Here is a 23,256-nt window from a genome sequence, read left to right on the forward strand (position 1 = left end):
ATCACATGGACGCGTTCGAAGGCGACCTCGTGGCCGCTCTGCAGGAGCTGCCGGAGACGGACCCCATCGAGATCGAGGGGATCCAGCTCAGCGGCACCTGTGCGTGCGTCGGCCTGCTCACGCTGCTGAACTCGGTGTGCGTCGGCATCTCGTGCGCCTGATCCGCGCCATCCCATGCGGCCCCCGGGACCCCTGAACGAAATCCCGGACCGCAGAACCCCGGTCACGGGCCGGCGCGAGCCGGTCCGTGACCGGACCCATTCCCCGAGTCTAGATGACGCACGCCGACGACGGACGGAGCCGACGAGGGTGGTCCGGACACCAGCCGAGCCCGGCACGCCCGCCGCGCTGCGCGCCGGCGGCAGGCGCCGGCTGCGCGAGGCCGTGCGGCGGTTCCGGGCGCGCGTGTGCCTGCTGGCAGCGCTCACCACCGTCCGCGTCGCCGCGACCGTGGCCACGCCGCTCATGCTGGCCGGGGCCGTCGACGCCGCCCGCACCCAGGAGCACCTCGGCGCGGCCACGGCGCGGCTGGCTGCCGTCCTGGCCGCGGCGGTCCTCGCCGACACCGGCGAGGACGTGCTCGGCGCCTACTGCGGCAGCGACATCACCGCCTGGCTCCGGCACCGGCTGCTCGGCCGGGTGCTGGCGCTCGGACCGTCCGGGCAGCGGCGCTTTCCGACCGGGGACGTGCTCTCCCGGCTCACCGAGAGCGCCTCCGGGCCCGCGGCCTTCCCCGTCCTGCTGCTGACGGCGGCGGCCGGCATCGCGACCACGGCGGGCGCGGCGGTCGCGCTCGCCATGATCGACTGGTGGCTCGCCGCCGCGTTCGCGGCCGGCATTCCGCCGCTCGCCGTCGCGCTGCGCGTCTTCGTCGTCCGGGCCACCGAGCCGTTCGCGCGCTACCAGGCGTGCCAGGCCGCGATCGCGACCCGGCTGCTGGACGCCCGGCAGGGCATCCGGACGATCCGGGCGAGCGGCACCGCGGCGGCCGAGGCCCGCCGCGTCCTCGCGCCGCTTCCCGGGCTGCGCCGGGCCGGCCGGGAGACGTGGGAGGCGCAGGGCCGGGTGAGCCGGCGCCTCGCGCTGCTCGCGCCCCTCACGCAGGTGCTGGTCGTCGGCGTCGCCGGGATCCGGCTGTCCACCGGCGACATCACCACCGGGCAGCTCGTGGCGGCCGTGTCCTACGCCGCCATGGCCGTGGCCTCCGCGTCCCTCTTCGACACCGTCGTCGCGCTGCTCAACTGCCAGGTCGGCGCCGGCCGGATCGACGAGATCCTGGCGGCCGCCCCGGCGGTGCGGGAACCCGCCCGCCCGATCCCGCTGCCGGACGGGCCCGGCCGGCTCCGGCTGCGCGGCGTCACCGTCCGGACCGGCGGCCGGACCGTCCTGGACCGCCTCGACCTCGACGTGCCGCCCGGCGCCGCCGTCGCGGTCGCCGGCGCCTCCGGGACGGGCAAGAGCGTGCTCGTGGCCCTGATCGGGCGGCTGCTCGACCCCGACGAGGGCACCGTCGAACTCGACGGCGTCCCGGTCGCCGCCGTCCCGCTCCCCCGGCTCCGGCGCGCCGTCGCCTACGCCTTCGAGCGGCCCGCCCTCCTCGGCGCCACCGTGCACGACACGATCGCCTACGCCCGCCCGGACGCGACCCGCGCCGAGGTGCGCCGCGCCGCGCGGGCCGCCGACGCCGACGCCTTCATCCGGGCGCTGCCGGACGGCTACGCCACCCCGCTCGACCGGGCCCCGCTGTCCGGCGGCGAGCTGCAGCGCCTCGGCCTGGCCCGGGCCGCGCTCGGCGACGCGCGGATCATCGTGCTGGACGACGCCACCAGCAGCCTCGACACCGCCACGGAGATGCGGGTGACCCGCGCGCTCCAGCGGATCCTCGCGGGCCGCACCAGCCTGGTGGTGGCGCGCCGCCCCGCCACGGCCGCCCGCGCCGACCTCGTGGCCTGGCTCGACGGCGGCCGGGTGCGGGCCCTCGCCGCCCACGCCGACCTGTGGCCCGACCCGGGCTACCGCGCCGTGTTCGCCGCACAGCCCGCGTCGGAGAGGGTGGCGGGCCCGTGACGGCCCCGCCCGCGGCGCGGCTGCTGCACCGCCACATCCGGGGGCAGTGGCCGGCGCTGCGCCGCCTCGCCGCCTGGTCGGCGCTGGAGAGCCTGCCGGCGTTCGCCTCGGGCCTGCTGCTGGCGCGCGCCATCGACCACGGGTTCCTGTCCGGCCGCCCCCTCGCGGGGCTCGGCTGGCTCGCCGCCCTGGCCGGCCTGTACGCCGCCGGCGCGGTCGGGACGGGCCGCGTCTACCCGTGGCTCGCCGCGACCGTCGAACCGCTGCGCGACTCCCTGGTCGGGGAGGTCGTGACCGCCGCCCTGCACCGGATGAGCGACGGGTCCCCGGACGCGGCGGGCGCCGGGGTCTCCCAGGTCACCGAGCAGGCCGAGGCCGTCCGGGCGCTGCTCGGCACGGCGCTGCGCAACGTCCGGCAGCTGCTGTCGGCGGGGGTCGCCGCGCTCCTCGGCCTCGCCCTGCTGGCGCCGCCGCTCGCGCTGGCGGCCGGCCTCTCGGTGGCGCTCGCGCTCGGGGTCTTCGCGGCCACGGTGAAGCTCCAGTTCCGCCGCTACCTGGCCGTCGTCCGGGAGGCGGAGCGGATCGGCGAGACCGCCGCGGTGATCGTGCACGGCGTCCGGGACGTCACCGCGTGCGCCGCCGAGGAACGCGCGGCCGGCACCGTCGGCGCGGTGATCGACGCGCAGGCCGGGGCGCTGCGCGCGTACGCACGCACCCGGCTCGTCCGGCTGCCCGTGCTGGTGCTCGGCGTGCACCTGCCGCTGCTGGCGCTGCTCGTCCTGTCCCCGTACCTGACCGCGCGCGGGTTCACCGCCGGGGAGATCGCGGGGGCGGCCGGGTACCTGGTCACCGGGCTGCAGCCGGGCATCACCGTCCTCGTGGACGCCGGCGGCACCCTGCTGCTCAGCCTCGCCGTGATCCTCGGCCGGCTGGCCGGGGTCTGCGCCCCGCGCCCCGCGCCGGCCCCGGCCGGCACGGCCGCCCGCTCCTTCGGCATCGAGGCCGACCGGATCACCTTCGCCTACTCGCCGCACGCCGCCCCCGTCGTCCGGGATCTGTCCCTGTGCGTCCCGGAGGGCACGCACCTCGCGGTGGTCGGTCCCAGCGGCACCGGCAAGTCCACGCTCGCGAACCTGCTGACCGGCCTACTGGCGCCGCAGCGCGGACGCGTCGCGCTCGGCGGCGTCCCGCTCGGGCAGGTCGATCCCGGGCAGCTGCGGTCGGCGGTCACGCTCATCCCGCAGGAGACCTACGTCTTCGCCGGGACGCTGCGCGACAACCTCGCCTACCTGCGCCCGGACGCCACCGCCGGACAGCTCGACGAGGCCGTGGCCGCCGTCGGGCTGGCGGACACGGTCGACCGCCTCGGCGGCTACGACGCGGACCTGCCTCCCGGCGGCGCCGACCTCTCGCACGGCGAACGGCAGCTCATCACCCTGGCGCGCGCCTACCTGTCGCCCGCGGCGGTCCTCGTGCTGGACGAGGCGACCAGCCACCTCCAGCCGGCCGCCGAGGCCCGCGCCGAACTGGCCCTCGCCGGACGCGGCGGCACCCTCATCGTCATCGCCCACCGCATCAGTTCGGCCGAGCGCGCCCAGCGGGTCCTGCTTCTGGACGGCCCGGTCCCCGTCCACGGCACCCATGAGACGCTCCTGGAACGCAGCCCCCTGTACGCCGAACTGGTCGGCCACTGGCGCACCTGACCCATGGCCGGCATCCGGGACACCAGAGCCGGTCACAGGCCGTACCGCCCCAGGACGTCGCGCTCGCGCGGTTCGGCCGCAGTGCACACGGTGCCCCTCTTACGGCCACGCCCTTCCCCGCGGGCGCCGCCGGCGGACGGCCGCGGCGGCGCACCGGGCTCACGGCCAGGTGCGGGCCGACTCGGCGAACGTCTCGGGGGAGCTGAGCACGGGCACCACGCAGAGCAGGTGGCCGCCCGGCGCCCGCAGGGTATGGGCCTCCTGCCAGCTCGACACCGGTTCCGCGCCCAGCGCCGTCAGGCGGGCGACCTCCGCCGCCAGGTCGTCGGTCTCGATGTCGAGGTGGTAGCGCGGCGCGTCGTCCACCGCCTGGACGACGGTGAACAGCCCGGGGACCGCGCCCGCCAGCACCGTGAACTGCTCCTCGCCGGGCGCGGGACGCACCTGGGCGCCCAGCGCCGCGGACCAGAAGTCCGCCGCCGCTCCTGCCTGCGCGGCAGGCGTGTCGATGAGGATCCCGACCAGTCGACTGCGGTGCATGGCGGGGAGGCTATCGGCAACGCCCCGGCCGGCCAAGGTCCGAGACCGTCGGACTCGCCCTCCTCCGCCTCGCCCGGAATCCGCCGTCAGCTCATGCGGCGGGGTGGTGCTAGGCGGCCTTCTGCGGGGTGCTCGCGGCGGTGACGCGGCGGGCGAAGGCGCCTATCTCCTTGATGGCGACGAGGCCCTCGCGGGAGATGTCGGCGAAGACCTGGAAGACGTGGACCTGGCCCTCCCAGATCTGGAGGGTGCAGGGGACGTCCGCGGCGCCGAGGCGTTCGGCCATCAGTTCGGCGTCGCCGAGGAGGACCTCGATCGCGCCGGCCTGGATGAGGACGGGCGGCAGGCCGGCGAGGTCGGCGTGCACCGGGGAGAGCCACGGGTCGGTCGGCTCGGCGCCGGGGAAGCAGGTGCGGACCATGTCCCACAGGCGGTGCGCCGGGATGAAGGGGTCGAGGGCCGCGTTGGCGTGGGCGGTCTTCGGGGCGATGTCCAGGTCGGCGAACGGCGACAGGGCCGCGATCCCGGCGGGGCGGGGCAGGCCGTCGCGGAGGGCGTGGAGCGGGGCCATGAAGGCCAGGTAGCCGCCCGCGGAGTCGCCGGCGACCACGATGTCGTCCGCGTCGTAGGTCCTGAGGAGCCACCGGTAGGCGCCGACGCAGTCGTCGATGGACGTCCGGATCGGGACGCGCGGCTGCATCCGGTAGGCGACCGACAGGACGGGCATGCCCGCGGCCTGGGAGATGCGGGCGATCATGCGGCGGTGGGTGCGCAGCCCGCAGGCAACGAAGCCGCCGCCGTGGAAGTAGAGGATCACCCGCCGAGAGCCGGTGGGGACACCGGGGCCGCGCACCCATTCGGCGCCGCAGCCGAGGCCCTTCACCGCGGCGACCCGGGTGCCGCGCGGCGGCAGCAGGAGGGCCGCGCCCAGGTCGAGCAGCGGGACGAAGCGCAGGGTGAACGGGGTCCACGGGAGCCGCTCGACGAGCGGGCGCACGGCGCGGCGCATGAACCGGGCGGCGAGCCGCGCTCCCGGGCCGCATCCCGCGCGTTCCTCGATCACCGGCGCGACCGTCATGTGCCATCCCTCCCGCACTCGTCCGCGGGAGCTTACCAAGTAAGTGCTTGGGTATCTACGGGTGCAGGGCAGCGTCGGGCGGGCCCGCGGTCACGCGGGTGAACCGGACGGTGAGGCCCTCGCGCTCGGGGGCGCAGCAGTAGGGGCCGGCCGCCGCCTCGACGCCGGGCGGGAAGGGGGCCAGGCGGATCATCTGCCACGGGCCGCCGCCCGCGCGGGCCCGGACGGTCACGGCGTCGCCCGAGCGGCTCGCCCGCAGCGTCACCTCGCGGCCGCGCCACGGGACGGGGGCCGAGGACCAGTCGGAGGCGCCGGCGGTCACCACCGCGCCCAGCTGGAGGGCGCCGTCGCAGTACTCGACACCCGCCTTGATCCACGTCTTCTCGTCCAGGCGCACGAGGACGCCCGCCTGGTCGAACTGGTGGTCGTAGTCGGCGATGAACGAGACCTCGACCGCGGCCTCGGGGCCGAACGGCGACAGCAGGGCGTGGCCGCCGTCGCGGTCGTAGCCGTAGGACGTCGTCCGCCAGAAGTCGCTCCCCTCCACCGCGGTCACGAGGAGCGCGGAGCCGTCCTCGGCCACGGCGGCGGGCGGGTTCAGCCATGCGCCGGTGATCACGCTGCGGAATCTACGGGAGGGGTGGGGTTAACTCCACCCCCGGGGATGGGCCTTTCCTCCGGTTTTCATGGAGCTGGGCCCAGTGCCCGCCGAAGTGTCGGACGCGAAGGTTGTGATGGGGCGGAACACCGGCACGGGGAGGGGCACCATGGTCAGCACGGCGGCGGCACGGGGAGTGCTGAGGGGCAGAGCACGGCCGCTGCTCGTCGAGATCGGCCTCCTGCTGGTCCTGTTCGCGTTCTACAAGTGGGGGCGGACGCTCGTCGAGCAGGGCCCCGGCCAGGCCATGTCGAACGCCGCGTGGCTGTGGGGGTTCGAACGGCCGTGGCTGCCGAGCGAGGTCGCGCTCCAGCACTGGGCGCTCGGATGGGAGCACACCGCGTTCCTGGCGAACGTGTACTACGTCGGCGTCCACTTCCCGGGGACGGCCCTGCTGCTGGTCTGGCTCTATGCGCGGCACCGGTCGTCCTACGCCCGGGTGCGGAACGAGCTGGTGGCGCTGACGGCGGCGGGCCTGGTCGTGCACATGCTCTTCCCGCTGGCGCCGCCGCGGCTCGCCGGGATCGGCGCCGTCGACACCATGCTGACCGTGGGACCGTCCGCGTACCCGGCGGCGGCGGACGGGATCGCCAACCAGTACGCGGCGATGCCGTCGCTGCACATCGGGTGGGCGCTGCTCGTGGCGGTCGCGGTGGTCAGGGTGTCGCGGAGCCCGTGGCGCTGGGCGGTCGCGCTGCACGCGCCGGCGACGGTGCTCGTGGTGGTCGTGACGGCCAACCACTACTGGACGGACGGGATCGTCGCCGCCGCGCTCCTGGCGGGCAGCATGGCGCTCCTCTCGGCGGCCGGGCGGCTGCGGCGCGGCGCGATGAAGACCAGGGCCGCGCCCGCCCCCCAGCCGCCCGCACGGCCCGCCGAGACGCCGCGAGCGGCCCGGCCGGCGACCGGCTCCCCCGCCGCGCACGGTGATCGCGACAGCGGCCGCCGCACCGGCGACAAGGCCCGCGACGACGAGCTCGTGCCCGCCTGAGCGCGGCGGCCGGCACCGGCCGCCGCGGCGGAGACCGAATCCGGTTCAGGTGTGACGCAGGTTACCCGAAGCCATCAGCCTGACCAGGGTAAACTGCCCAGATGACCATGCTCGTGGCGCGCCGCCATGTCGACTACGGGCGCGTCACCAGCTGCGGCTGTTGTCGCGCGACGCACTGACGCCGCCGCCCTCCCGGCGCCGTCCCGCGAGCCCCCGCGCGCGCTCCCGCACCACCCCGGCGCGCGCCCCCGGCGCCCGTCCGCTCGCACCCACCGCACCGCACCGCCGCGATGGCGCCGGACCCGCACGAGCCAGTCCCCTTGCCCTCGTCCAGTCCAAGGAGAGCCATGAGTGAGCACGCCGACCCCGCCCCGTCCGCCGAGGCCGGCTGGTCCTTCGAGACCAAGCAGGTGCACGCCGGCAGCGCGCCCGACCCGGCCACCGGCGCGCGGGCGGTGCCGATCTACCAGACGACCTCGTTCGTCTTCCGCGACACCGAGCACGCCGCGAACCTGTTCTCGCTCGCCGAGGCCGGCAACATCTACACCCGCATCATGAACCCGACGCAGGACGCGTTCGAGAAGCGCATCGCGGCGCTGGAGGGCGGCGTCGGCGCGGTGGCGGTGGCCTCCGGGCAGGCCGCGGAGTCGATGGCGATCTGGAACCTGGCGCGCGCCGGCGACCACATCGTGTCCAGCTCCACCATCTACGGCGGCACCTACAACCTGTTCCGGCACACGCTGCCGAAGTTCGGCATCGAGGTCTCCTTCGTCGAGGACGCCGACGACCTGGACGCCTGGCGCGCCGCGATCCGGCCGAACACCAAGGCGCTGTTCGCCGAGAGCATCGGCAACCCGCGCGGCAACGTCCTGGACATCCGGGGCGTCGCCGACGCCGCGCACGCGGCGGGCGTGCCGCTGATCGTGGACAACACGATCGCCACCCCGTACCTGGTGCGGCCGATCGAGCACGGCGCCGACATCGTCGTGCACTCGGCGACCAAGTTCATCGGCGGCCACGGCACCACGATCGCCGGCGTGGTCGTGGACGGCGGGACGTTCGACTTCGGCGCGCACCCCGACCGCTTCCCCGACTTCACCGAGCCCGACCCGAGCTACAACGGCCTGCGGTACTGGCCGGCGCTCGGCCCCGGCGCCTACGGGATCAAGCTGCGCGTCCAGCTGCTGCGCGACCTCGGCCCGGCCATCGCGCCGCACTCGGCGTTCCTGCTGCTGCAGGGCGTGGAGACGCTCAGCCTGCGGATGGAGCGGCAGTCGGCGAGCGCGCGGGAGCTGGCCGAGTGGCTGGAGGGGCACGAGGCGGTGTCGGCCGTCCACTACCCGGGGCTGGCGTCCAGCCCGTGGCACGAGGCCGCCCGGCGCTACCTCCCGCAGGGCGCGGGCGCCATCCTCTGCTTCGAGCTGCGCGACGGCGCCGAGGCCGGACGGCGGTTCGTGGAGGGCGTCGAGCTGTTCAGCCACCTCGCCAACATCGGGGACGTGCGCAGCCTGATCATCCACCCGGCGTCCACCACGCACAGCCAGCTCAACGAGGACGAGCTGGCCGCCGCCGGCGTCTCCCCCGGGCTGGTCCGGCTGTGCATCGGCATCGAGAGCGTCACCGACCTCAAGGCCGATCTGGAGGCCGGCTTCCGCGCGGCGAAGGGCGCGTCCTGAGCACCGACGCCGAGACCGCACCGGTCTCCCTCCCGCCGGCCTCCGGGGCCTGGCGGGAGGGGGACCCGCCCGGACGGCGGCAGTGGATCACCCTGGACCGGCCGCTGCCGCTGGAGTCCGGCGGCGCGCTGCCCGGGGTGCGGCTCGCCTACGAGACGTGGGGGCGGCTCGCCCCCGACGCGTCCAACGCGGTGCTGGTGCTGCACGCCCTCACCGGGGACAGCCACGTCGCCGGTCCGGCCGGGCCGGGGCATCCGACGCCGGGCTGGTGGGACGGGCTGGTCGGGCCGGGCCGCCCGCTGGACACCGACCGCTGGTTCATCGTCGCGCCGAACGTGCTCGGCGGCTGCCAGGGCAGCACCGGGCCGTCCTCGCGGCGCCCGGACGGGCAGCCCTGGGGCGGCGCGTTCCCGCACCTGACGCAGCGCGACATGGTCGCCGCCGAGGTGCAGCTCGCGGACGCGCTCGGGATCGGCCGCTGGGCGCTGGTCACCGGCGGGTCGATGGGCGGGATGCGCGCCGTGGAGTGGGCGGTGTCGCATCCGGAGCGCACCGGGTCGCTGCTGCTGCTCGCCACCACGGCGGCGGCGAGCGCCGAGCAGATCGCGTGGGCGGGCGCGCAGCTGCACGCCATCCGGTCGGACCCGGGCTGGCGCGGCGGCGACTACCACGACGCCGGCGCCGGAGAGGGCCCGCACGCCGGGCTCGGCATCGCCCGCCGGATCGCGCACATCACCTACCGCAGCGAACCGGAGCTTCAGGACCGCTTCGGCCGCCGTCCGCAGGGCGGCGAGGACCCGCGGCGGGCCGGGCGCTACCAGGTGGAGTCCTACCTCGACCACCACGCCGGCAAGCTGGTCGGACGCTTCGACGCGGGCAGCTACGTGGTGCTGACCGAGTCGATGAACGGCCACGACGCCGGGCGGGGGCGGGGCGGCACGGCCGCCGCGCTGCGCCGGGTGACGGCGCCCGCGCTGGTGGCCGGGGTCGACTCCGACCGGCTCTACCCGCTGTCCCAGCAGGCCGAGCTGGCGGCCGGCATCCCGCACGCGGACCGGCTGCGGGTGATCGAGTCGCCGTCCGGCCACGACGGGTTCCTCACCGAGACCGAGCAGGTCGGCGGGCTCGTGCGGGAGCTGCTCGGCGGCTGAGCGCGCGCCGGCCCCCGGCGGATGCGGCAGAGTTGGGGCATGTTGCCGACGCATACGAGCGCCGAGGTGCCGGACGTCCCCGTGGCCGTGCTGCCGGTGGGCAGTTTCGAGCAGCACGGCCCGTTCCTGCCGCTCGCGACCGACACGGTGATCGCCTGCACGCTCGCCGAGGAGATCGCGAAGGCGTACGCGGTGCGGCTGCTGCCGCCCGTGACGATCTCGTGCTCGCACGAGCACGCCGGCTGGCCGGGGACGGTGAGCATCTCGGCGGCGACCCTGCACGCGGTCGTGCGGGACGTCGCCGAGTCGCTGCGCCGGTCCGGGGTGCCGAAGCTCGTCCTGGTCAACGGGCACGGCGGCAACTACGTGCTGGGCAACGTCGTGCAGGAGGCGCACGGCGACATGGCCCTCTTCCCCGGCTTCGACGAGTGGGAGGCGGCCAGGTGGGCGGCGGGCGTGGAGACGTCCGGGGACAGCGACATGCACGCCGGGGAGCTGGAGGCGTCGATCCTGCTGCACGCCCGCCCGGAGCTGCTGAGGGACGGCTACGACACCGCCGATCATCTGGCCGACGACCGGCGGCATCTGCTCACCGCGGGGATGGCCGCCTACACGGAGTCGGGCGTCATCGGGCGGCCCTCACTGGCCCGCGCCGGCAAGGGCAGGGACGCGCTGCGGAGCCTGGTCGCGGCGTTCGGGGACGTCCTCGCGGTGCTTGAGCAGCAGGGTCGCGGCGCCGGGCAGGCACGCGATGAAGCTCAGCACCCCGTACACGACGGAGACGGCCAGTCCCTGCGCTGAGCCGAGCCCGGCGGCGCCGAACGCCAGCGCGAGGACGGCCTCCCGCGGCCCCCAGCCGCCGACGTTGACCGGCAGCACCATCGCGAGCAGCGCCAGCAGCAGCAGCGGAGCCAGCTCGGCGACCGGTGCCGTCGCACCGACCAGGCGGGCCGCGACGACGAACAGCGCCAGATGACCCAGCAGTGCCGCCGCCGACAGCCCCGCGATGCCGGGCCAAGCGCGCGCGGCGGCACGCAGGTCGGTGAACGTGGACGCCAGGGCGGGATGCTTCCAGCGGCCCAGAACCAGCAGCAGCACCAGCACGACCCCCACCACGACCAGGGCGGGCGCCATCGCCGACAGCAGCGCCGGGTAGGCGAACAGGGCGGCGACTCCGGCGACGATCGCGACGCCTTGCCCTGCGACCCGTTCGAGGAACACGGCCCGCACCCCGCGGGCGACGTCACCGGACCGGTGGCCGTGGCTCACCGCCCGATGGACGTCCCCCAGAACGCCCGCGGGCAGGACGGCGTTGAGGAACTGGGATCGGTAGTAGTCCGTGACGGCACCGCCCAGGGGCAGGTGGAGGCCGAGGCGCCGGGCGACCAGCCACCAGCGCGCCGCGCTGAGCACCGTGGTCACGAGCCCTATGGCGAGGGCGAAGACGATGGACTCGGCGTCGATGGAGTGGAACGCCGTCACGAAGGCGTCCGTGCTGTGCCACCACAGCAGCCCGCCGAGGATGCCCAGTCCCATGGCCAGGCGCCCCCACGGCCAGAGCTTCTTCATGCTGTCCCCCCGGGTACGGCGAGGAGGTCCACGTGGTGGACGTCGACGGTGAGCCGGCCTGCGGCGCAGTCGGCGAGGCGGCGGCCCAGGTAGTCGTCCGCGAACGGGGCCAGGCCGGGCTGCTGCTCGACGGCGGCGCCGACCCAGCCGCGCAGCCACTCGGCGGTCAGCGCGGCCTGGCCGGGGCCGAGCCGCCACGGGCTCGGACGGGTCGTGACGGTCGCGCCGCGCCGCCCGAACGCCCCGATGGCGGCGGTGACGGCGTCCGGTCCGAGCAGGCCGGCGCGGCGCTGGTGCGCGTCGAACGCGGCGGCGAACTCGGCGTCGAGCGGTTCGGACGGGCAGAGCCGGACGCGGCCGACGACCGACAGGGTGAGCAGCGCCGGGCAGCCGGTCGCCGCCGCGACCGCGTCGATCTCGGCGGCGGTGAGCACGTCCAGCAGCGCGGACGCGACGACGAGCGACGCGCCGACCAGGTCGGCCGCGCGCAGCGCGCCGAGGTCGCCGGCGCGGGTCTCGATCGTGGCGGGCAGCCCGTCGGCGGTGACGTAGGCGCCAGCGCGGGCCCGGTCGAGCAGGGCGGGGTCCCGGTCGTGCAGGATCCAGTGCTGCGGGCCGCGCAGCCGCCCCGACAGCCAGCGGCCGAGCGAGCCGGTGCCGCAGCCGAGGTCCCAGATGACCAGCGGCTCGTCCGGCGGCAGCGCGGCCCGGAGCGGGTCGAGCAGCTCGGCGGCGCGCGCGGCGGCGTCGGCGCCCTCCCGCAGCGCCAGCCAGTCCGGGTCGAAGCTCATCGTGCCTCCCTGCGCAGGCGGGACAGGACGGTCGCCATGCGGCGCGCCGTGTCGTCCCAGCCGGGCAGCATGCCGCGGCGCAGCCGGGCGGCGGCGCGCAGCCGGCCCCGCAGGTCCGGCTCGACGAGCCAGCGGCGCAGCGCCGCGGCGAGCGCGCCCGGGTCGTCCGGCGGGACGAGCAGGCCGGGGACGGCGCCGGTCGGGTCCCAGCCGAGCGCGTCGGGGACGCCGTCCACCGACGACGCGACGACGGGAACGCCGCGCGCGAGCGCCTCGGTCACCACCATCCCGAACGTCTCCGCGCGGGACGGCAGGACGAGCAGGTCGGCGGTGGCGTAGGCGTCGTCCAGCCGCTTGCCGGTCAGCGGGCCCTCCAGGTCGACGCGGCCGCCGAGGCCGTGCCGGCCGATCAGCCGGCGCACGCGCGCCACATGCTCGGAATCGCGGCCGAGCGGGCCCGCGCACGCGCAGCGCCACGGCAGGTGCGCGAGGCCGGACAGCGCCTCCACGAGGACGTCGTGCCCCTTGCGCGGGGTCACCGACGCCACGCACAGCAGCCGGGCCGCGCCGTCGGTGCCGGACGCGAGCGGCGCCGGATCGGTGCCCGGGGCGACCGCGTGGACGCGGGACGGGTCGAGCCCGTGGTGCGCGATGAGGTGGTCCTTGGCCCACGGGCTGGTCGCGACGACCGCCCCGGCCGACTCCAGGACCTTGCGCTCACCGGCGTTCAGGTCGGCCTGCCCCGGTTCGTCCGCCAGCGGGAGGTGGACGAGGACCGCCAGCCGCAGGCGCCCCGCCTCCGGGACGACGATGTCCGGCACGCCGCAGGCGACCAGGCCGTCCATCAGGACGACGGCGCCGTCCGGCAGGGCGGCGAGGGAGCGGGCGAGGCCGTCCCGCGCCGCGGTGCCCGGCCGCGGCCACGAGCCGGGCACCGCCACCTCCCGGACGGGCCGCCCCGACGCCGCCAGCTCGTCGCACAGCCGCCGGTCGTAGCGGTTGCCGCCGCTCGGGACGGCGGCGTCGTCGATGTCGCCGGGGACGACGACGCAGGTCTCGGGCGCGGTCACAGGTCGCGCTCGTAACTGGCCCAGGCGACGTGCGACTCGTGCAGCGTCACCGTGATGCCGGACAGGCCGCGCGCGTTCTCGCCCAGCGCGCCCGCGTGCACCCGCTCGGCGAGCCGGTCGGCGATCACCTTGGCGAGGAACTCGGTGGAGGTGTTGACCCCGGCGAAGTCCGGCTCGTCGTCCAGATTGCGGTAGTTCAGCCCGCCCAGGACCTCGCCCAGCTCGCGGGTGGCGAGCCCGATGTCGACGACGAGCCCGTCCGGGTCGAGACCGGCCCGGCGGAACGTCGCGTCCACCACGTAGGTGGCGCCGTGCAGCCGCTGCGCCGGTCCGAAGACCTCGCCGCGGAAGCTGTGCGCGATCATGACGTGGTCGCGGACGGTGATACCGAACAAGAGCGTCCTCCTCCTACGGATCCAATGGCGATTTCAGTAGGCGATGCGGTGGCACAGGGCCGGGATCCCGCCGTTCGCGATCCGCGGCATGACCTGCGGCAGCTCCGCGAACGGACTCTGCCCCGTGATCAGCGCGTCGAACGCGGGGTTCGCCAGCAGCCGCAGCGCCAGCGCCAGCCGGTCGGCGAAGGTGCGGCCCGCCCGGCGGGACGGCGGCACCGCGCCGACCTGGCTGCCCCGGATGGTCAGCCGCCGCGAGTGGAAGAACTCGCCGAGCGGCATCGCGACCCGCCGGTCGCCGTACCAGCTCAGCTCGACGACCTCGCCCTCCGGCGCGAGCAGTTCCAGCGACCGCGCGAGCCCCGCCTCGGTCGCGCTCGCGTGGACGACCAGGTCGCAGCCGCCGAGCGCCTGCTCGGGCGGCGCGAACTCCACGCCGAGCGCCTTCGCGACGGCCGCCCGGGACGGGTCGGTGTCGACCAGTTGCACGCGGGCCCCGGGGAACCCGGCGAGGACCCCGGCGACCGAGCAGCCGACCATCCCGGCGCCGACCACGGCGATGCGGTCGCCGACCAGCGGCGCCGCGTCCCAGAGCGCGTTCACGGCGGTCTCGACCGTCCCGGCGAGGACGGCGCGCTCCGCCGGCACGCCGTCCGGGACGGGGCTGACCGCGCTCGCCGGGACGACGTACCGGGTCTGGTGCGGGTAGAGGCAGAACACCGTGCGGCCGGCCAGCTCCGGCGGCCCGTGCTCGACCACGCCGACGTTCAGGTAGCCGTACTTGACCGGGCCGGGGAACGTCCCGTCCTGGAACGGCGCCCGCATGATCGCGTGCTGGTTCGGCGGGACGCCGCCGCGGAACACGATCGCCTCCGTCCCCCGGCTCACGCCGGAGTACAGCGTCCGGACGACCACCTCGCCCGGCCCCGGCTCGGGCAGGACCGCCTCGCGGATCTCGCCCTCACCGGGCGACCGGATCCAGAAGGCCCGCGCGTCGCGCTCCATCGGTGCCCCTCCCCCGCTTCGCCTCCACCGGCCGGTCGCGCCGCGCGCACAGCCACAGCACGTCCCGCCCGAACGACCACACCAGCAGCGCGAGCGCCGCCGCGACCAGCGGTCCCGCGTACGGGACGGCCCCGGACGCGGCCGCGACCAGCACCACCCCCTGCACCACCGCGACGCCCTTGCGCGCGAGGCTCGGCCGCAGGTCGGCGCGCAGCCACGGCGCCGCCCAGGCCGCCGCGCCGAACGCGTACCGCATGGCGCCGATCGCCAGTACCCACGCCCCGGCCGTCCACGCGACCTCGACGCTCAGCACCAGGACCAGGAAGGCGTCGGTCTCCATGTCGAACCGCGCGCCGAGCCGGGACGCGGTGCCGGTGCGGCGGGCGACCTGCCCGTCCACGCCGTCCAGGACGAGCGCGGCCGACGCGACCGCGACGAGCGCGGCGGTGTGCGCGGCACCGGCGAGATGCGCCGCGACGAGCGCCGCCGCGGCGCCGGTCAGCACGACCCGGGCCAGCGTCACGTGATCGGCCGGCCCGAGCGCGCGGCGGCCGCGGAAGGCCCGGGTGAGGACCGCCCACGACGCCAGCGCGTATCCGACGCCCACGGCCAGGCCCGCGTGGCCGGGACGAAGCACCGCCAGCAGCGCGAGCTGCGCCGCGACCGCGAGGCCGAGCTCCGGCCCGCGGGTCGCCCGCGGGCGGCGCGGCAGCGGGACGGGCGCCCGCGGCGCCGGCAGCGGCCGCGCCGGCGGCCGTGTCAGCGTCACAGGCCGCGCCATCAGCGCACCTCGCTGACCGGCGCCTCACCGAGAACGGCGGCGTCCAGCTGGGGGAGGTCGTGCCCGAGGCGGTCGCGCTTGGCGGTGAGGTACCGGACGTTGTCGTCGCTGACCGGGACGAGCAGCGGCACCCGCACCGCGACGGCGACCCCGTAGGACTCCAGCGCGCTGACCTTGTCCGGGTTGTTCGACATCAGCCGCACCGACCGGACGCCGAGGTGCCGCAGGATCCGGGCGGCGGGCCCGTAGTCGCGGACGTCCACCGGCAGCCCGATGGCGGTCGCGGAGTCGACGGTGTCGAGGCCCTGGTCGTCCTGCAGGATGTGGGTGCGCACCTTCGCGACGAGCCCGATCCCCCGCCCCTCGTGCCCGCGCAGGTAGACCAGGACGCCGGCGCCCTCGCGGACGATCGCGTCCAGCGCCGCGCCGAGCTGGTCCCCGCACTCGCAGCGGGTCGCGCCGAAGATGTCGCCCGTCATGCACTCGGAGTGCATCCGGACGAGCACGTCCCCGCGCCCCCGGACGTCGCCGCGCACCAGCGCCATGTGCTCGTGCCCGTCCACCGGGTCCCGGAACGCGACGGCGCGGAACACGCCGCGCCTGGTCCGCAGATCCGCCTCCGCGATGTCCTTCTGGTCGATGCCCTGCTCGCGCATCGCTCCCCTTCCTCGGTCCGCGATCACCCGGTACGTGCTGACTGGTACGTGGCGACCGCGCCAGGTGGTTGCGTCCAAAAACGGTCCGTACAACCGGTGGCACGCAGGGGAGGCACCGCAGGGTTCACCCTAGGCGCGCACGAACCACCAAGTCGTGCAGGGCACGTCGGCCTCCGGGGAATTCCGGCAGCCCACTGGCCCACCGCCCGCCCTCCAACCGCGCAGTGAGCCCTTCGGGGAGTTTCACCAGGTCACGCTCCTGCGGCGGACGGAGACCAGGAGGTCTTCGACCGTCGTGCGGTCGGGGGCGGACGGGAGGGGGGTGCGGGCCAGGGCCTCGTCCATTCCGGCGGTCAGGGAGGTCCGCCAGGTGTCGATCTCGGGCCAGCCGACCTCGCCGCGGCGGACGGCGAGGAGGCGGTCGCGCAGGTCGGCGACGTCCACGCGCGGCTCCCCGTACCGGAGGAGGTGCATGCCGCTCTCCAGCAGCCGCAGCATGTGCATGACGTGCTTCCAGCGCGGCGCGCCGCCGTTGCGCAAGTCGCCTTCCAGCTTGCGGAACTGGGACTCGGCGTAGCGGAGGAACGTGCGGTGCGCGTGACGGGACAGAAAGGCCCGGCGGACGGCGAGGAGCTCCTCGCCGATGGGTGTGGCGTTCTCCACGATCGGCGACCACAGGCACTCCAGGACGGTCGGGTTCGCGCCGAGCGCGAGCTCGCAGAACCGCTCCAGCTCCCACGAGAACTGCTCGGGCAGCGGGCCGTCGACATGGGTCGGCGGCTTGGTGAAACGCCAGAACAGCGGGGCCGGCGCCGCGTAGACGCCGCGCCGGTCCACGTCACTCGCATCGGTCGCCAGCCCGTAGGCTCGCGAGCCGGTCACCACCGACAGGATCGTGTGGTCGCGGACGAGGTCCAGGGCGGCGCCGGGGTCGGGATTCGTCACGGAGGCAGCCTGGCGCAGGCCCCGGGGGCGCGTCGAGCGGATTCTCCGGCCACTGTAAGCCGGTTACAGATCGGCCACAGACTTGCAGAAAGTTTCTGCAAGAGGTTTACGAGACTGAAACGCGTTGCTAACGTCCCGGTCCAGTCACCCCAGTACGGACCTGCGGGCGGCCCGGCGAGGGCGCGTCCCGCGAAGGAGGACACCATGCGGCGCATCCCCCTGATCGGCGCCACGGTCATGTGCGCCGCCGTCGCGCTCTCGCTCTCCGCCTGCGGCGGCGATGACGGCGGCGGCACCGCGGGCGGCGCGGGCGCGGCGGCGCTGGACGGCCGCGGCCCCATCACCTTCGTCACCGGCAAGGACCGCTCCGGCCACCTGCAGAAGCAGGTCGACGGCTGGAACGCCGAGCACCCGAAGGAGCAGGTCCGCATCATCGAGCTGCCGGACGAGCCCAACGACCAGCGCCAGCAGATGATCCAGAACGCCACCACCAAGTCGGACGCGTACTCGGTGCTGAACCTCGACGTCGTGTGGACCGCCGAGTTCGCCGCCAACCGCTGGCTCGCCGAGCTGCCCAAGGACAAGATCGACCTGTCCACGATGCTCCCCGCGACGATCACCACCGGGCAGTACCGCGACCGGCTGTACGCGGTGCCGTCCACGTCCGACGCCGGGATGCTCTACTACCGCAAGGACCTCCTCGACAAGGCGGGGATCTCCGCACCGCCGAAGACCTACGACGAGATGTGGGACGCCTGCGAGAAGGTCGAGAAGCTGCCCGAGGCCAAGGACATCGACTGCTTCTTCACCGAGGTCAACAAGACCGAGAGCATGACGATCAGCGCGGTCGAGGCGATCGGCGGCGCCGGCGGCTCGATCATCGGCGCGGACGGCAGGCCGACGCTGAACACTCCGCAGGCCAAGCAGGGCGTCGAGTTCCTCGTGAACGCCAAGAAGGAGCACATGCCGAAGGAGGCCGTCACCCTCGACACCGAGGGCGGGCGCCGCTACTTCCAGTCCGGAAAGCTCGTCTTCCAGCGGCAGTGGCCCTACCAGTACGCCCTCGCCAACTCCGAGGACGGCTCGTCCAAGGTCGCGGGCAAGTTCGCGGTCGCGCCGCTGCCCGGCCCGAACGGCCCCGGCGTCGCCAACCTCGGCGGGCACAACCTCGCGATCTCGGCGTTCGCCAAGAACAAGGCGACCTCGCTCGACTTCATCCGGTACCTGACCGGTGAGCAGTCGCAGCGCGCCAACCTGCTCGCCACCTCGCAGGCCCCGACGGTCGCCGCGCTGTACGACGACCCGGAGATGGTGAAGAAGTTCCCGTACCTGCCCGTCCTGAAGCAGGCCATCGCGAACGCCAAGCCGCGACCGGTCGCGGTGAAGTACGGCGACGTGACCGCCGCGATCCAGGGCGAGATGTACGACGCGGTGACCGGCAAGAAGCCCGTCGACCAGGCCCTGTCGGACCTGCAGGCCAAGCTCCAGCCGCTGACCGCGCAGTGACCGTGACCACCGCCGAGACGCCGTCCGCCGCGGGCACCTCCGCGGCGGACCCGCCCCGCCGCAAGCGCGACGTGCAGGGGACGAAGCGCCTCGCCGCGCTGCTGCTGTCCCCCACGCTGCTCGTGCTCGCGCTGGTCATCGGCTACCCCGTCCTCGCCGGGTTCCGCGAATCGCTGTACGCGCGCGGCGAGGGCCTGGACGCGCAGGGGTTCGTCGTCGAGGGCGACCGGTTCGTCGGCCTGGACAACTACACCGCGATCTTCCAGGGCGACCGCGCCGGCGCCTTCTGGAACGCCTTCTCCAACACCACGTTCTTCACGCTGACGACGGTCGTGCTGGAGACGCTGATCGGCGTCGCGATGGCGCTGATCATGCACCAGGCGTTCAAGGGGCGGGCGATCGTGCGGGCGAGCATCCTCGTCCCGTGGGCGATCCCGACCGCGATCTCCGGCCTGCTGTGGCGGTGGATCTTCCAGGCGGACGGCGCCGCGAACGCCCTGCTCGGCCGGCAGATCCTGTGGACCGCCGACGGCTTCGCCGCAAAGGCGGCCATCGTCATCGCCGAGGTGTGGAAGACCTCCCCGTTCATCGGGCTGCTCGTCCTCGCCGGGCTGCAGATGATCCCCCGGGACGTCTACGAGGCCGCGCGGGTGGACGGCGCCGGGCCCGTCCAGCAGTTCTTCCGCATCACGCTGCCGCTGGTCAAGCCCGCGCTGCTGGTCGCCGTGCTGTTCCGGATGCTGGACGTCCTGCGCATGTTCGACCTGCCCGCCGTGCTGATCGGCGTCAACCAGAGGTCCGTGGAGACGCTGACGATGATCGCCTGGTTCGAGGCGTCCAACCTGCGGTACGGGTCGGCGGCGGCGTACGCGACCGTCCTGTTCCTCTACATCGCGCTGATCGCCTACCTGTTCGTGAAGCTGCTCGGCGCGGACATCATCGGCGAGGCCCGCCAGCAGTCGAAGCGCAGGAAGGCGGCATCATGACCCAGGCGAAACGGCTGCTGTCCTACTTCGGCTTCGCCGCGGTGGCGGTCTACTGCCTCGCGCCGTTCTACTGGATGACGGTCTCGGCGTTCCGCCGCCCGCAGGACCAGTTCGACAACTCGATCGTGCCGGCCCGGTGGTCGTGGGAGAACTTCTCCGCGGTCTTCTCCGGCGGCAACGGCTTCGGCCGGGCGCTGCTGAACAGCGTCATCGTGGCCGGCGGCACGACCGTGCTGACGCTGCTGATCGGCACGTTCACCGCCTACGCGCTGGCCAGGCTGAACTTCCGGTTCAAGAACGCGGTGCTCGGGCTGATCATCGCGACCACGATGTTCCCCGGAATCTCCCAGCTCGTCCCCTTGCTGAAACTCTTCACCGACATCAAGTGGATCAACACCTACCAGGCGATGGTGCTGCCCAGCCTCGGGTTCGCGCTGCCGCTGTCGGTGTGGCTGCTGACGGCGTTCTTCCGGCAGCTGCCGTTCGAGCTGGAACAGGCCGCCATGGTGGACGGCTGCACCCGCGGCCAGGCGTTCCGCAAGATCATCGTCCCGCTGGCGGCGCCCGGGGTGTTCACCACGGCGATCCTCACGTTCATCGCCGCGTGGAACGAGTTCCTCATCGCGCTGTCCATGGTCAACAAGAAGGAGATGCAGACCGCCACGGTCGCGATCTCCAAGTTCACCGGCGTCTCCGGGTTCGACCAGCCGTTCGGCACCCAGATGGCCGCCGGGGTGATCGTGACCGTCCCGCTCATCGTGCTCGTGCTGGTCTTCCAGCGCCGGATCGTCGCCGGGCTCACCGCCGGCGGCGTCAAATAGGCCCGACGGCACCCGATTCCCGACGGCTCCCGATTCGAAGGACGTTCATGACCCAGGACACGCTGCTCGCCCGCGCCTCCCGCGAGGAGGCGGGCACCCGCTGGTGGCGCGACGCCGTCATCTACCAGGTGTACGTGCGCAGCTTCGCCGACGCGGACGGCGACGGTGTCGGCGACCTGCCCGGCATCCGCTCGCGCCTGCCCTACCTCGCCGGCCTCGGTGTGGACGCGCTGTGGCTGACCCCGTTCTACGTCTCCCCGATGGCCGACTTCGGCTACGACGTGGCCGACTACCGCGACGTCGACCCGCTGTTCGGCACGCTCGCCGACGCCCGCGCTCTGATCGCGGACGCGCACGCGCACGGCCTGCGGATCATCGTGGACGTCGTGCCCAACCACACCTCCGACCGGCACGCCTGGTTCCGGGCGGCGGCCGCCGCGCCCGCCGGCTCCCCCGAGCGTGCCCGCTACATCTTCCGGGACGGCCGCGGCCCGGACGGCGCGGAGCCCCCCAACGACTGGGAGTCGGTGTTCGGCGGCCCCGCCTGGACGCGGCTGCCGGACGGCCAGTGGTACCTGCACCTGTTCGCGTCCGAGCAGCCCGACCTGAACTGGGAGAACCCCGAGGTCCACGCCGAGTTCGCGGACATCCTGAAGTTCTGGCTCGACCTCGGCGTGGACGGCTTCCGCGTCGACGTCGCCCACGGTATGGCCAAGGCCCCGGGGCTGCCGGACGTCGGCCGCCCGAACCAGGTCGAGATGCTCGGCACGGCCGTCCTGCCGTACTTCGACCAGGACGCCGTCCACGACATCCACCGCGAGTGGCGGCGGCTGCTCGACTCCTACGGGGGCGAGCGGATCGCCGTCGCCGAGGCGTGGGCGCCGACGCCGCGGCGGCTCGCCGACTACACCCGCCCCGACGAGCTGCACCAGGCGTTCAACTTCCACTACCTGACCGCGCCCTGGGACGCGGACCGGCTGCGCGAGGTGGTCGAGGAGTCACTGGCCACCGCCGGCGCGGTCGGCGCCCCCGCGACCTGGGTGCTGTCCAACCACGACGTGAAACGGCACGTCACCCGGTACGGCGGCGGGGACGGGGGGCTGCGGCGCGCCCGCGCGGCGGCGCTGCTGACGCTCGCGCTGCCCGGCTCGTCCTACGTCTACCAGGGCGAGGAGCTGGGCCTGCCGGAGGTGCTCGACCTGCCGGAGGAGTTCCTGCAGGACCCGCAGCGGCTGCGCGGCGAGGGCGCCGGGCGGGACGGCTGCCGCGTCCCGCTGCCGTGGGAGGGCGAGGAGCCGCCGTTCGGCTTCGGCGCCGGCGAAACCTCCTGGCTGCCGATGCCCACCGCCTGGCGCGACCTGACCGTGGCCGCACAGGACGCCGACCCGGGCTCCATGCTGGCGCTCTACCGCGACGCGCTGCGCCTCCGGCGCGAGCACCCGGCGCTCGGCGACGGCGGACTGCGCTGGGAGGCGGGTCCGCCCGGCACACTGGTCTTCGTCCGGGAGAACGGGGGAAGACGCCTCGTCTGCGCGGTGAACACGGGCGACCGCGCGGCCCGCGTGCCCCTGCGCGGAACCCCGCTCCTCGCGAGCGGACCGGTCCGGACGGAGGGCGGCCACCTGGAGCTTCCCCCGGACACCGCCCTGTGGTGGGACGTCGAGGAGGGATAACTTGAAACCCATGACGACGCGTCTGGCGGACATCGCGGCGCACGCCGGGGTGAGCGAGGCGACCGTGAGCCGCGTGCTCAACGGCAAGCCGGGCGTGTCCCCGACCACGCGCCAGGCGGTGCTGACCGCCCTGGACGTGCTCGGCTACGAGCGCCCGGCCCGGCTGCGCCAGCGGCGGGCCGGGCTGATCGGGCTGATCATCCCGGAGCTGACCAACCCGATCTTCCCGGCGTTCGCCGAGGTCATCGAGAGCGCGCTCGCGCGGCACGGGTACATGGCGGTGCTGTGCTCGCAGGCACCGGGCGGCGTCGCCGAGGACGACTACATCGAGATGCTGCTGGAGCGCGGCGTCGCGGGGATCATCTTCGTCAACGGCCTGCACGCCAACGCCAACTCCGACCGGGCCCGGTACGCGCGGCTGCTGGAGCAGGCGCTCCCGATCGTCCTGGTGAACGGGTACCGGCCCGACATCGACGCGCCGTTCATCTCCAACGACGACGTGGCCTCGCTGGAGGCGATCGTCGCGCACCTGGCCGCAATGGGCCACCGGCGGATCGGGCTCGCGATCGGGCAGGAGGTGTACGTGCCGACGCGGCGCAAGACCGAGGGGTTCCGGCGCGGGATGGCCGCGCACACCGGCCTCTCCCCGGACGAGGTCGAGGGTCTGATCGTCAACACGATGTACACGGTCGAGGGCGGGCAGGCGGCGGCGGCCGAACTGCTCGACGCCGGCTGCACGGCGATCTGCGGCGGCAACGACATCATGGCGCTCGGGGCGATCCGGGCGGCGCGGGCGCGCGGGCTCCAGGTTCCCGAGGACGTGTCCGTGACCGGCATGGACGACTCGCTCCTGACCGCCTACCTCGACCCGCCGCTGACCACGATCCGGCAGTCGGTGCGGGAGATGTCGATGGCCGCGGTGAGCACCGTCCTGGACGAGATCCGCGGCGTCCGCGCGTCCCGTACGGAGCTGCTCTACCGGCCGGAACTGGTCGTCCGGCGGTCCACGGCGCCGGCTCCGGCGGCGGCCCGGCTGACCCCGGTCAAGGAGGGGTGACGGTCTCGGTCATGACGCCTTGACCGTATGCTGACCGAGGGTCGGAGCGGGCCTGACCGCACTCGCCCGGCGGCCAGCTTCTTGTAACGGTTCCATCTCGGCGATTGACAGTGAGCCCAGTCACGGTCTTTCCTTCG

At 74.6% G+C, this 23,256-nt stretch carries 22 protein-coding genes and 1 pseudogene; 12 read left to right on the plus strand and 11 right to left on the minus strand.

The window, feature by feature from the left end; all coding sequences use genetic code 11:
- The first annotated feature begins 5 nt into the window (after positions 1 to 5).
- From ABFX46_RS19725 to ABFX46_RS19735, 3 genes are all read left to right on the plus strand, one after another.
- Entirely contained in the window at positions 6 to 161 is a 156-nt protein-coding gene (locus ABFX46_RS19725; RefSeq protein ID WP_176401759.1) for a VenA family class IV lanthipeptide, read from the plus strand.
- Between the two features lie 148 nt (positions 162 to 309).
- Positions 310 to 2,067 carry an ABC transporter ATP-binding protein gene (locus ABFX46_RS19730; RefSeq protein WP_346043994.1) on the plus strand — a complete coding sequence of 586 codons (1,758 nt, stop codon included), beginning with the start codon at positions 310 to 312 and terminating at the stop codon, positions 2,065 to 2,067.
- Positions 2,064 to 3,770 carry an ATP-binding cassette domain-containing protein gene (locus tag ABFX46_RS19735; protein ID WP_346043996.1) on the plus strand — a complete coding sequence of 569 codons (1,707 nt, stop codon included), beginning with the start codon at positions 2,064 to 2,066 and terminating at the stop codon, positions 3,768 to 3,770. Before ABFX46_RS19730 ends, ABFX46_RS19735 begins: the two co-directional genes overlap by 4 nt.
- Positions 3,771 to 3,929: 159 nt before the next feature.
- On the opposite strand, the gene ABFX46_RS19740 is transcribed toward ABFX46_RS19735, so the two are convergent.
- The 3 genes from ABFX46_RS19740 to ABFX46_RS19750 all read right to left on the minus strand — a co-directional run bounded on the left by ABFX46_RS19740 (position 3,930) and on the right by ABFX46_RS19750 (position 6,007).
- Positions 3,930 to 4,310 carry a VOC family protein gene (locus tag ABFX46_RS19740; RefSeq protein WP_346043997.1) on the minus strand — a complete coding sequence of 127 codons (381 nt, stop codon included), beginning with the start codon at positions 4,308 to 4,310 and terminating at the stop codon, positions 3,930 to 3,932.
- Positions 4,311 to 4,419: 109 nt separating this feature from the next.
- Positions 4,420 to 5,388 carry an alpha/beta hydrolase gene (locus ABFX46_RS19745; RefSeq protein WP_346043999.1) on the minus strand — a complete coding sequence of 323 codons (969 nt, stop codon included), beginning with the start codon at positions 5,386 to 5,388 and terminating at the stop codon, positions 4,420 to 4,422.
- Between the two features lie 55 nt (positions 5,389 to 5,443).
- On the minus strand, positions 5,444 to 6,007 hold the full coding sequence (locus tag ABFX46_RS19750; RefSeq protein WP_346044001.1) for a DUF1349 domain-containing protein: 564 nt from the start codon (positions 6,005 to 6,007) through the stop codon (positions 5,444 to 5,446).
- A 148-nt stretch (positions 6,008 to 6,155) separates the two neighbouring features.
- On the opposite strand from ABFX46_RS19750, the gene ABFX46_RS19755 reads away from it, so the two are divergent.
- The 4 genes from ABFX46_RS19755 (at position 6,156) to ABFX46_RS19770 (ending at position 10,665) form a co-directional block, all read left to right on the plus strand.
- Positions 6,156 to 7,037, plus strand: coding sequence for a phosphatase PAP2 family protein (locus ABFX46_RS19755; RefSeq protein WP_346044002.1), 882 nt, complete (start codon positions 6,156 to 6,158; stop codon positions 7,035 to 7,037).
- A 347-nt stretch (positions 7,038 to 7,384) separates the two neighbouring features.
- Entirely contained in the window at positions 7,385 to 8,713 is a 1,329-nt protein-coding gene (locus tag ABFX46_RS19760; protein WP_346044004.1) for a bifunctional o-acetylhomoserine/o-acetylserine sulfhydrylase, read from the plus strand.
- On the plus strand, positions 8,710 to 9,864 hold the full coding sequence (gene metX / locus ABFX46_RS19765; protein ID WP_346044218.1) for a homoserine O-acetyltransferase MetX: 1,155 nt from the start codon (positions 8,710 to 8,712) through the stop codon (positions 9,862 to 9,864). Before ABFX46_RS19760 ends, metX begins: the two co-directional genes overlap by 4 nt.
- A gap of 39 nt (positions 9,865 to 9,903) precedes the next feature.
- Positions 9,904 to 10,665 (plus strand): creatininase family protein, encoded by a 762-nt coding sequence (locus tag ABFX46_RS19770; RefSeq protein ID WP_346044005.1) that lies wholly within the window; start codon positions 9,904 to 9,906, stop codon positions 10,663 to 10,665.
- A gap of 3 nt (positions 10,666 to 10,668) precedes the next feature.
- On the opposite strand, the pseudogene ABFX46_RS19775 reads toward ABFX46_RS19770, so the two are convergent.
- From ABFX46_RS19775 to ABFX46_RS19810, 8 genes and pseudogenes are all read right to left on the minus strand, one after another.
- Positions 10,669 to 11,433: pseudogene (locus tag ABFX46_RS19775) on the minus strand (lysylphosphatidylglycerol synthase transmembrane domain-containing protein); the annotation flags it as partial.
- The gene (locus tag ABFX46_RS19780) at positions 11,430 to 12,224 is read right to left on the minus strand and encodes a class I SAM-dependent methyltransferase (RefSeq protein WP_346044007.1); all 795 of its coding nucleotides are present in this window, start codon (positions 12,222 to 12,224) and stop codon (positions 11,430 to 11,432) included. The pseudogene ABFX46_RS19775 and the gene ABFX46_RS19780, both read right to left, overlap by 4 nt.
- Positions 12,221 to 13,294 carry a glycosyltransferase family 4 protein gene (locus tag ABFX46_RS19785; RefSeq protein WP_346044009.1) on the minus strand — a complete coding sequence of 358 codons (1,074 nt, stop codon included), beginning with the start codon at positions 13,292 to 13,294 and terminating at the stop codon, positions 12,221 to 12,223. The genes ABFX46_RS19780 and ABFX46_RS19785 overlap by 4 nt, the downstream gene beginning before the upstream one ends.
- Positions 13,291 to 13,689 carry a 6-pyruvoyl trahydropterin synthase family protein gene (locus ABFX46_RS19790; RefSeq protein WP_346044010.1) on the minus strand — a complete coding sequence of 133 codons (399 nt, stop codon included), beginning with the start codon at positions 13,687 to 13,689 and terminating at the stop codon, positions 13,291 to 13,293. Before ABFX46_RS19790 ends, ABFX46_RS19785 begins: the two co-directional genes overlap by 4 nt.
- Before the next feature lie 33 nt (positions 13,690 to 13,722).
- On the minus strand, positions 13,723 to 14,694 hold the full coding sequence (locus tag ABFX46_RS19795; protein ID WP_346044012.1) for a zinc-dependent alcohol dehydrogenase: 972 nt from the start codon (positions 14,692 to 14,694) through the stop codon (positions 13,723 to 13,725).
- Positions 14,651 to 15,475: a CDP-alcohol phosphatidyltransferase family protein gene (locus ABFX46_RS19800; RefSeq protein ID WP_346044013.1), complete on the minus strand. Its 825-nt coding sequence runs from the start codon at positions 15,473 to 15,475 to the stop codon at positions 14,651 to 14,653. Before ABFX46_RS19800 ends, ABFX46_RS19795 begins: the two co-directional genes overlap by 44 nt.
- Positions 15,475 to 16,131 carry a GTP cyclohydrolase II gene (ribA, locus tag ABFX46_RS19805; protein ID WP_163052489.1) on the minus strand — a complete coding sequence of 219 codons (657 nt, stop codon included), beginning with the start codon at positions 16,129 to 16,131 and terminating at the stop codon, positions 15,475 to 15,477. Before ribA ends, ABFX46_RS19800 begins: the two co-directional genes overlap by 1 nt.
- 243 nt (positions 16,132 to 16,374) lie before the next feature.
- Positions 16,375 to 17,076: a nucleotidyltransferase domain-containing protein gene (locus tag ABFX46_RS19810; protein WP_346044014.1), complete on the minus strand. Its 702-nt coding sequence runs from the start codon at positions 17,074 to 17,076 to the stop codon at positions 16,375 to 16,377.
- A 204-nt stretch (positions 17,077 to 17,280) separates the two neighbouring features.
- Here ABFX46_RS19810 and ABFX46_RS19815 point away from each other — a divergent pair, with 204 nt between their 5' ends.
- Genes ABFX46_RS19815 through ABFX46_RS19835 form a run of 5 tightly spaced genes read left to right on the plus strand, consistent with a single transcriptional unit; the run spans position 17,281 to position 23,119 of the window.
- Complete coding sequence (locus tag ABFX46_RS19815; protein ID WP_346044016.1) at positions 17,281 to 18,582, plus strand: ABC transporter substrate-binding protein; 1,302 nt, start codon at positions 17,281 to 17,283, stop codon at positions 18,580 to 18,582.
- Positions 18,579 to 19,568: a carbohydrate ABC transporter permease gene (locus ABFX46_RS19820; RefSeq protein ID WP_346044017.1), complete on the plus strand. Its 990-nt coding sequence runs from the start codon at positions 18,579 to 18,581 to the stop codon at positions 19,566 to 19,568. The genes ABFX46_RS19815 and ABFX46_RS19820 overlap by 4 nt, the downstream gene beginning before the upstream one ends.
- The gene (locus tag ABFX46_RS19825) at positions 19,565 to 20,389 is read left to right on the plus strand and encodes a carbohydrate ABC transporter permease (RefSeq protein ID WP_346044019.1); all 825 of its coding nucleotides are present in this window, start codon (positions 19,565 to 19,567) and stop codon (positions 20,387 to 20,389) included. Before ABFX46_RS19820 ends, ABFX46_RS19825 begins: the two co-directional genes overlap by 4 nt.
- Positions 20,390 to 20,436: 47 nt before the next feature.
- Positions 20,437 to 22,062, plus strand: a complete 1,626-nt coding sequence (locus ABFX46_RS19830; protein WP_346044020.1) for a glycoside hydrolase family 13 protein — start codon at positions 20,437 to 20,439, stop codon at positions 22,060 to 22,062.
- Positions 22,063 to 22,072: 10 nt separating this feature from the next.
- Positions 22,073 to 23,119, plus strand: a complete 1,047-nt coding sequence (locus tag ABFX46_RS19835) for a LacI family DNA-binding transcriptional regulator (protein ID WP_346044022.1) — start codon at positions 22,073 to 22,075, stop codon at positions 23,117 to 23,119.
- Positions 23,120 to 23,256 lie beyond the last annotated feature (137 nt).

It is taken from the genome of Actinomadura chokoriensis (assembly GCF_039529475.1).
Taxonomy (GTDB): Bacteria; Actinomycetota; Actinomycetes; order Streptosporangiales; family Streptosporangiaceae; genus Spirillospora; species Spirillospora bangladeshensis.

What these genes read in the sequence shown, in the direction of transcription:
- ABFX46_RS19725 (WP_176401759.1), top strand. Translation starts at nt 6, where the DNA reads ATGGACGCGTTCGAAGGCGACCTCGTGGCCGCTCTGCAGGAGCTGCCG.
- ABFX46_RS19755 (WP_346044002.1), top strand. Translation starts at nt 6,156, where the DNA reads ATGGTCAGCACGGCGGCGGCACGGGGAGTGCTGAGGGGCAGAGCACGG.
- ABFX46_RS19830 (WP_346044020.1), top strand. Translation starts at nt 20,437, where the DNA reads ATGACCCAGGACACGCTGCTCGCCCGCGCCTCCCGCGAGGAGGCGGGC.
- ABFX46_RS19815 (WP_346044016.1), top strand. Translation starts at nt 17,281, where the DNA reads ATGCGGCGCATCCCCCTGATCGGCGCCACGGTCATGTGCGCCGCCGTC.
- ABFX46_RS19760 (WP_346044004.1), top strand. Translation starts at nt 7,385, where the DNA reads ATGAGTGAGCACGCCGACCCCGCCCCGTCCGCCGAGGCCGGCTGGTCC.
- ABFX46_RS19780 (WP_346044007.1), bottom strand. Translation starts at nt 12,224, where the DNA reads ATGAGCTTCGACCCGGACTGGCTGGCGCTGCGGGAGGGCGCCGACGCC.
- ABFX46_RS19835 (WP_346044022.1), top strand. Translation starts at nt 22,073, where the DNA reads ATGACGACGCGTCTGGCGGACATCGCGGCGCACGCCGGGGTGAGCGAG.
- ABFX46_RS19745 (WP_346043999.1), bottom strand. Translation starts at nt 5,388, where the DNA reads ATGACGGTCGCGCCGGTGATCGAGGAACGCGCGGGATGCGGCCCGGGA.
- ribA (WP_163052489.1), bottom strand. Translation starts at nt 16,131, where the DNA reads ATGCGCGAGCAGGGCATCGACCAGAAGGACATCGCGGAGGCGGATCTG.
- ABFX46_RS19770 (WP_346044005.1), top strand. Translation starts at nt 9,904, where the DNA reads ATGTTGCCGACGCATACGAGCGCCGAGGTGCCGGACGTCCCCGTGGCC.
- ABFX46_RS19800 (WP_346044013.1), bottom strand. Translation starts at nt 15,475, where the DNA reads ATGGCGCGGCCTGTGACGCTGACACGGCCGCCGGCGCGGCCGCTGCCG.
- ABFX46_RS19740 (WP_346043997.1), bottom strand. Translation starts at nt 4,310, where the DNA reads ATGCACCGCAGTCGACTGGTCGGGATCCTCATCGACACGCCTGCCGCG.
- ABFX46_RS19825 (WP_346044019.1), top strand. Translation starts at nt 19,565, where the DNA reads ATGACCCAGGCGAAACGGCTGCTGTCCTACTTCGGCTTCGCCGCGGTG.
- ABFX46_RS19795 (WP_346044012.1), bottom strand. Translation starts at nt 14,694, where the DNA reads ATGGAGCGCGACGCGCGGGCCTTCTGGATCCGGTCGCCCGGTGAGGGC.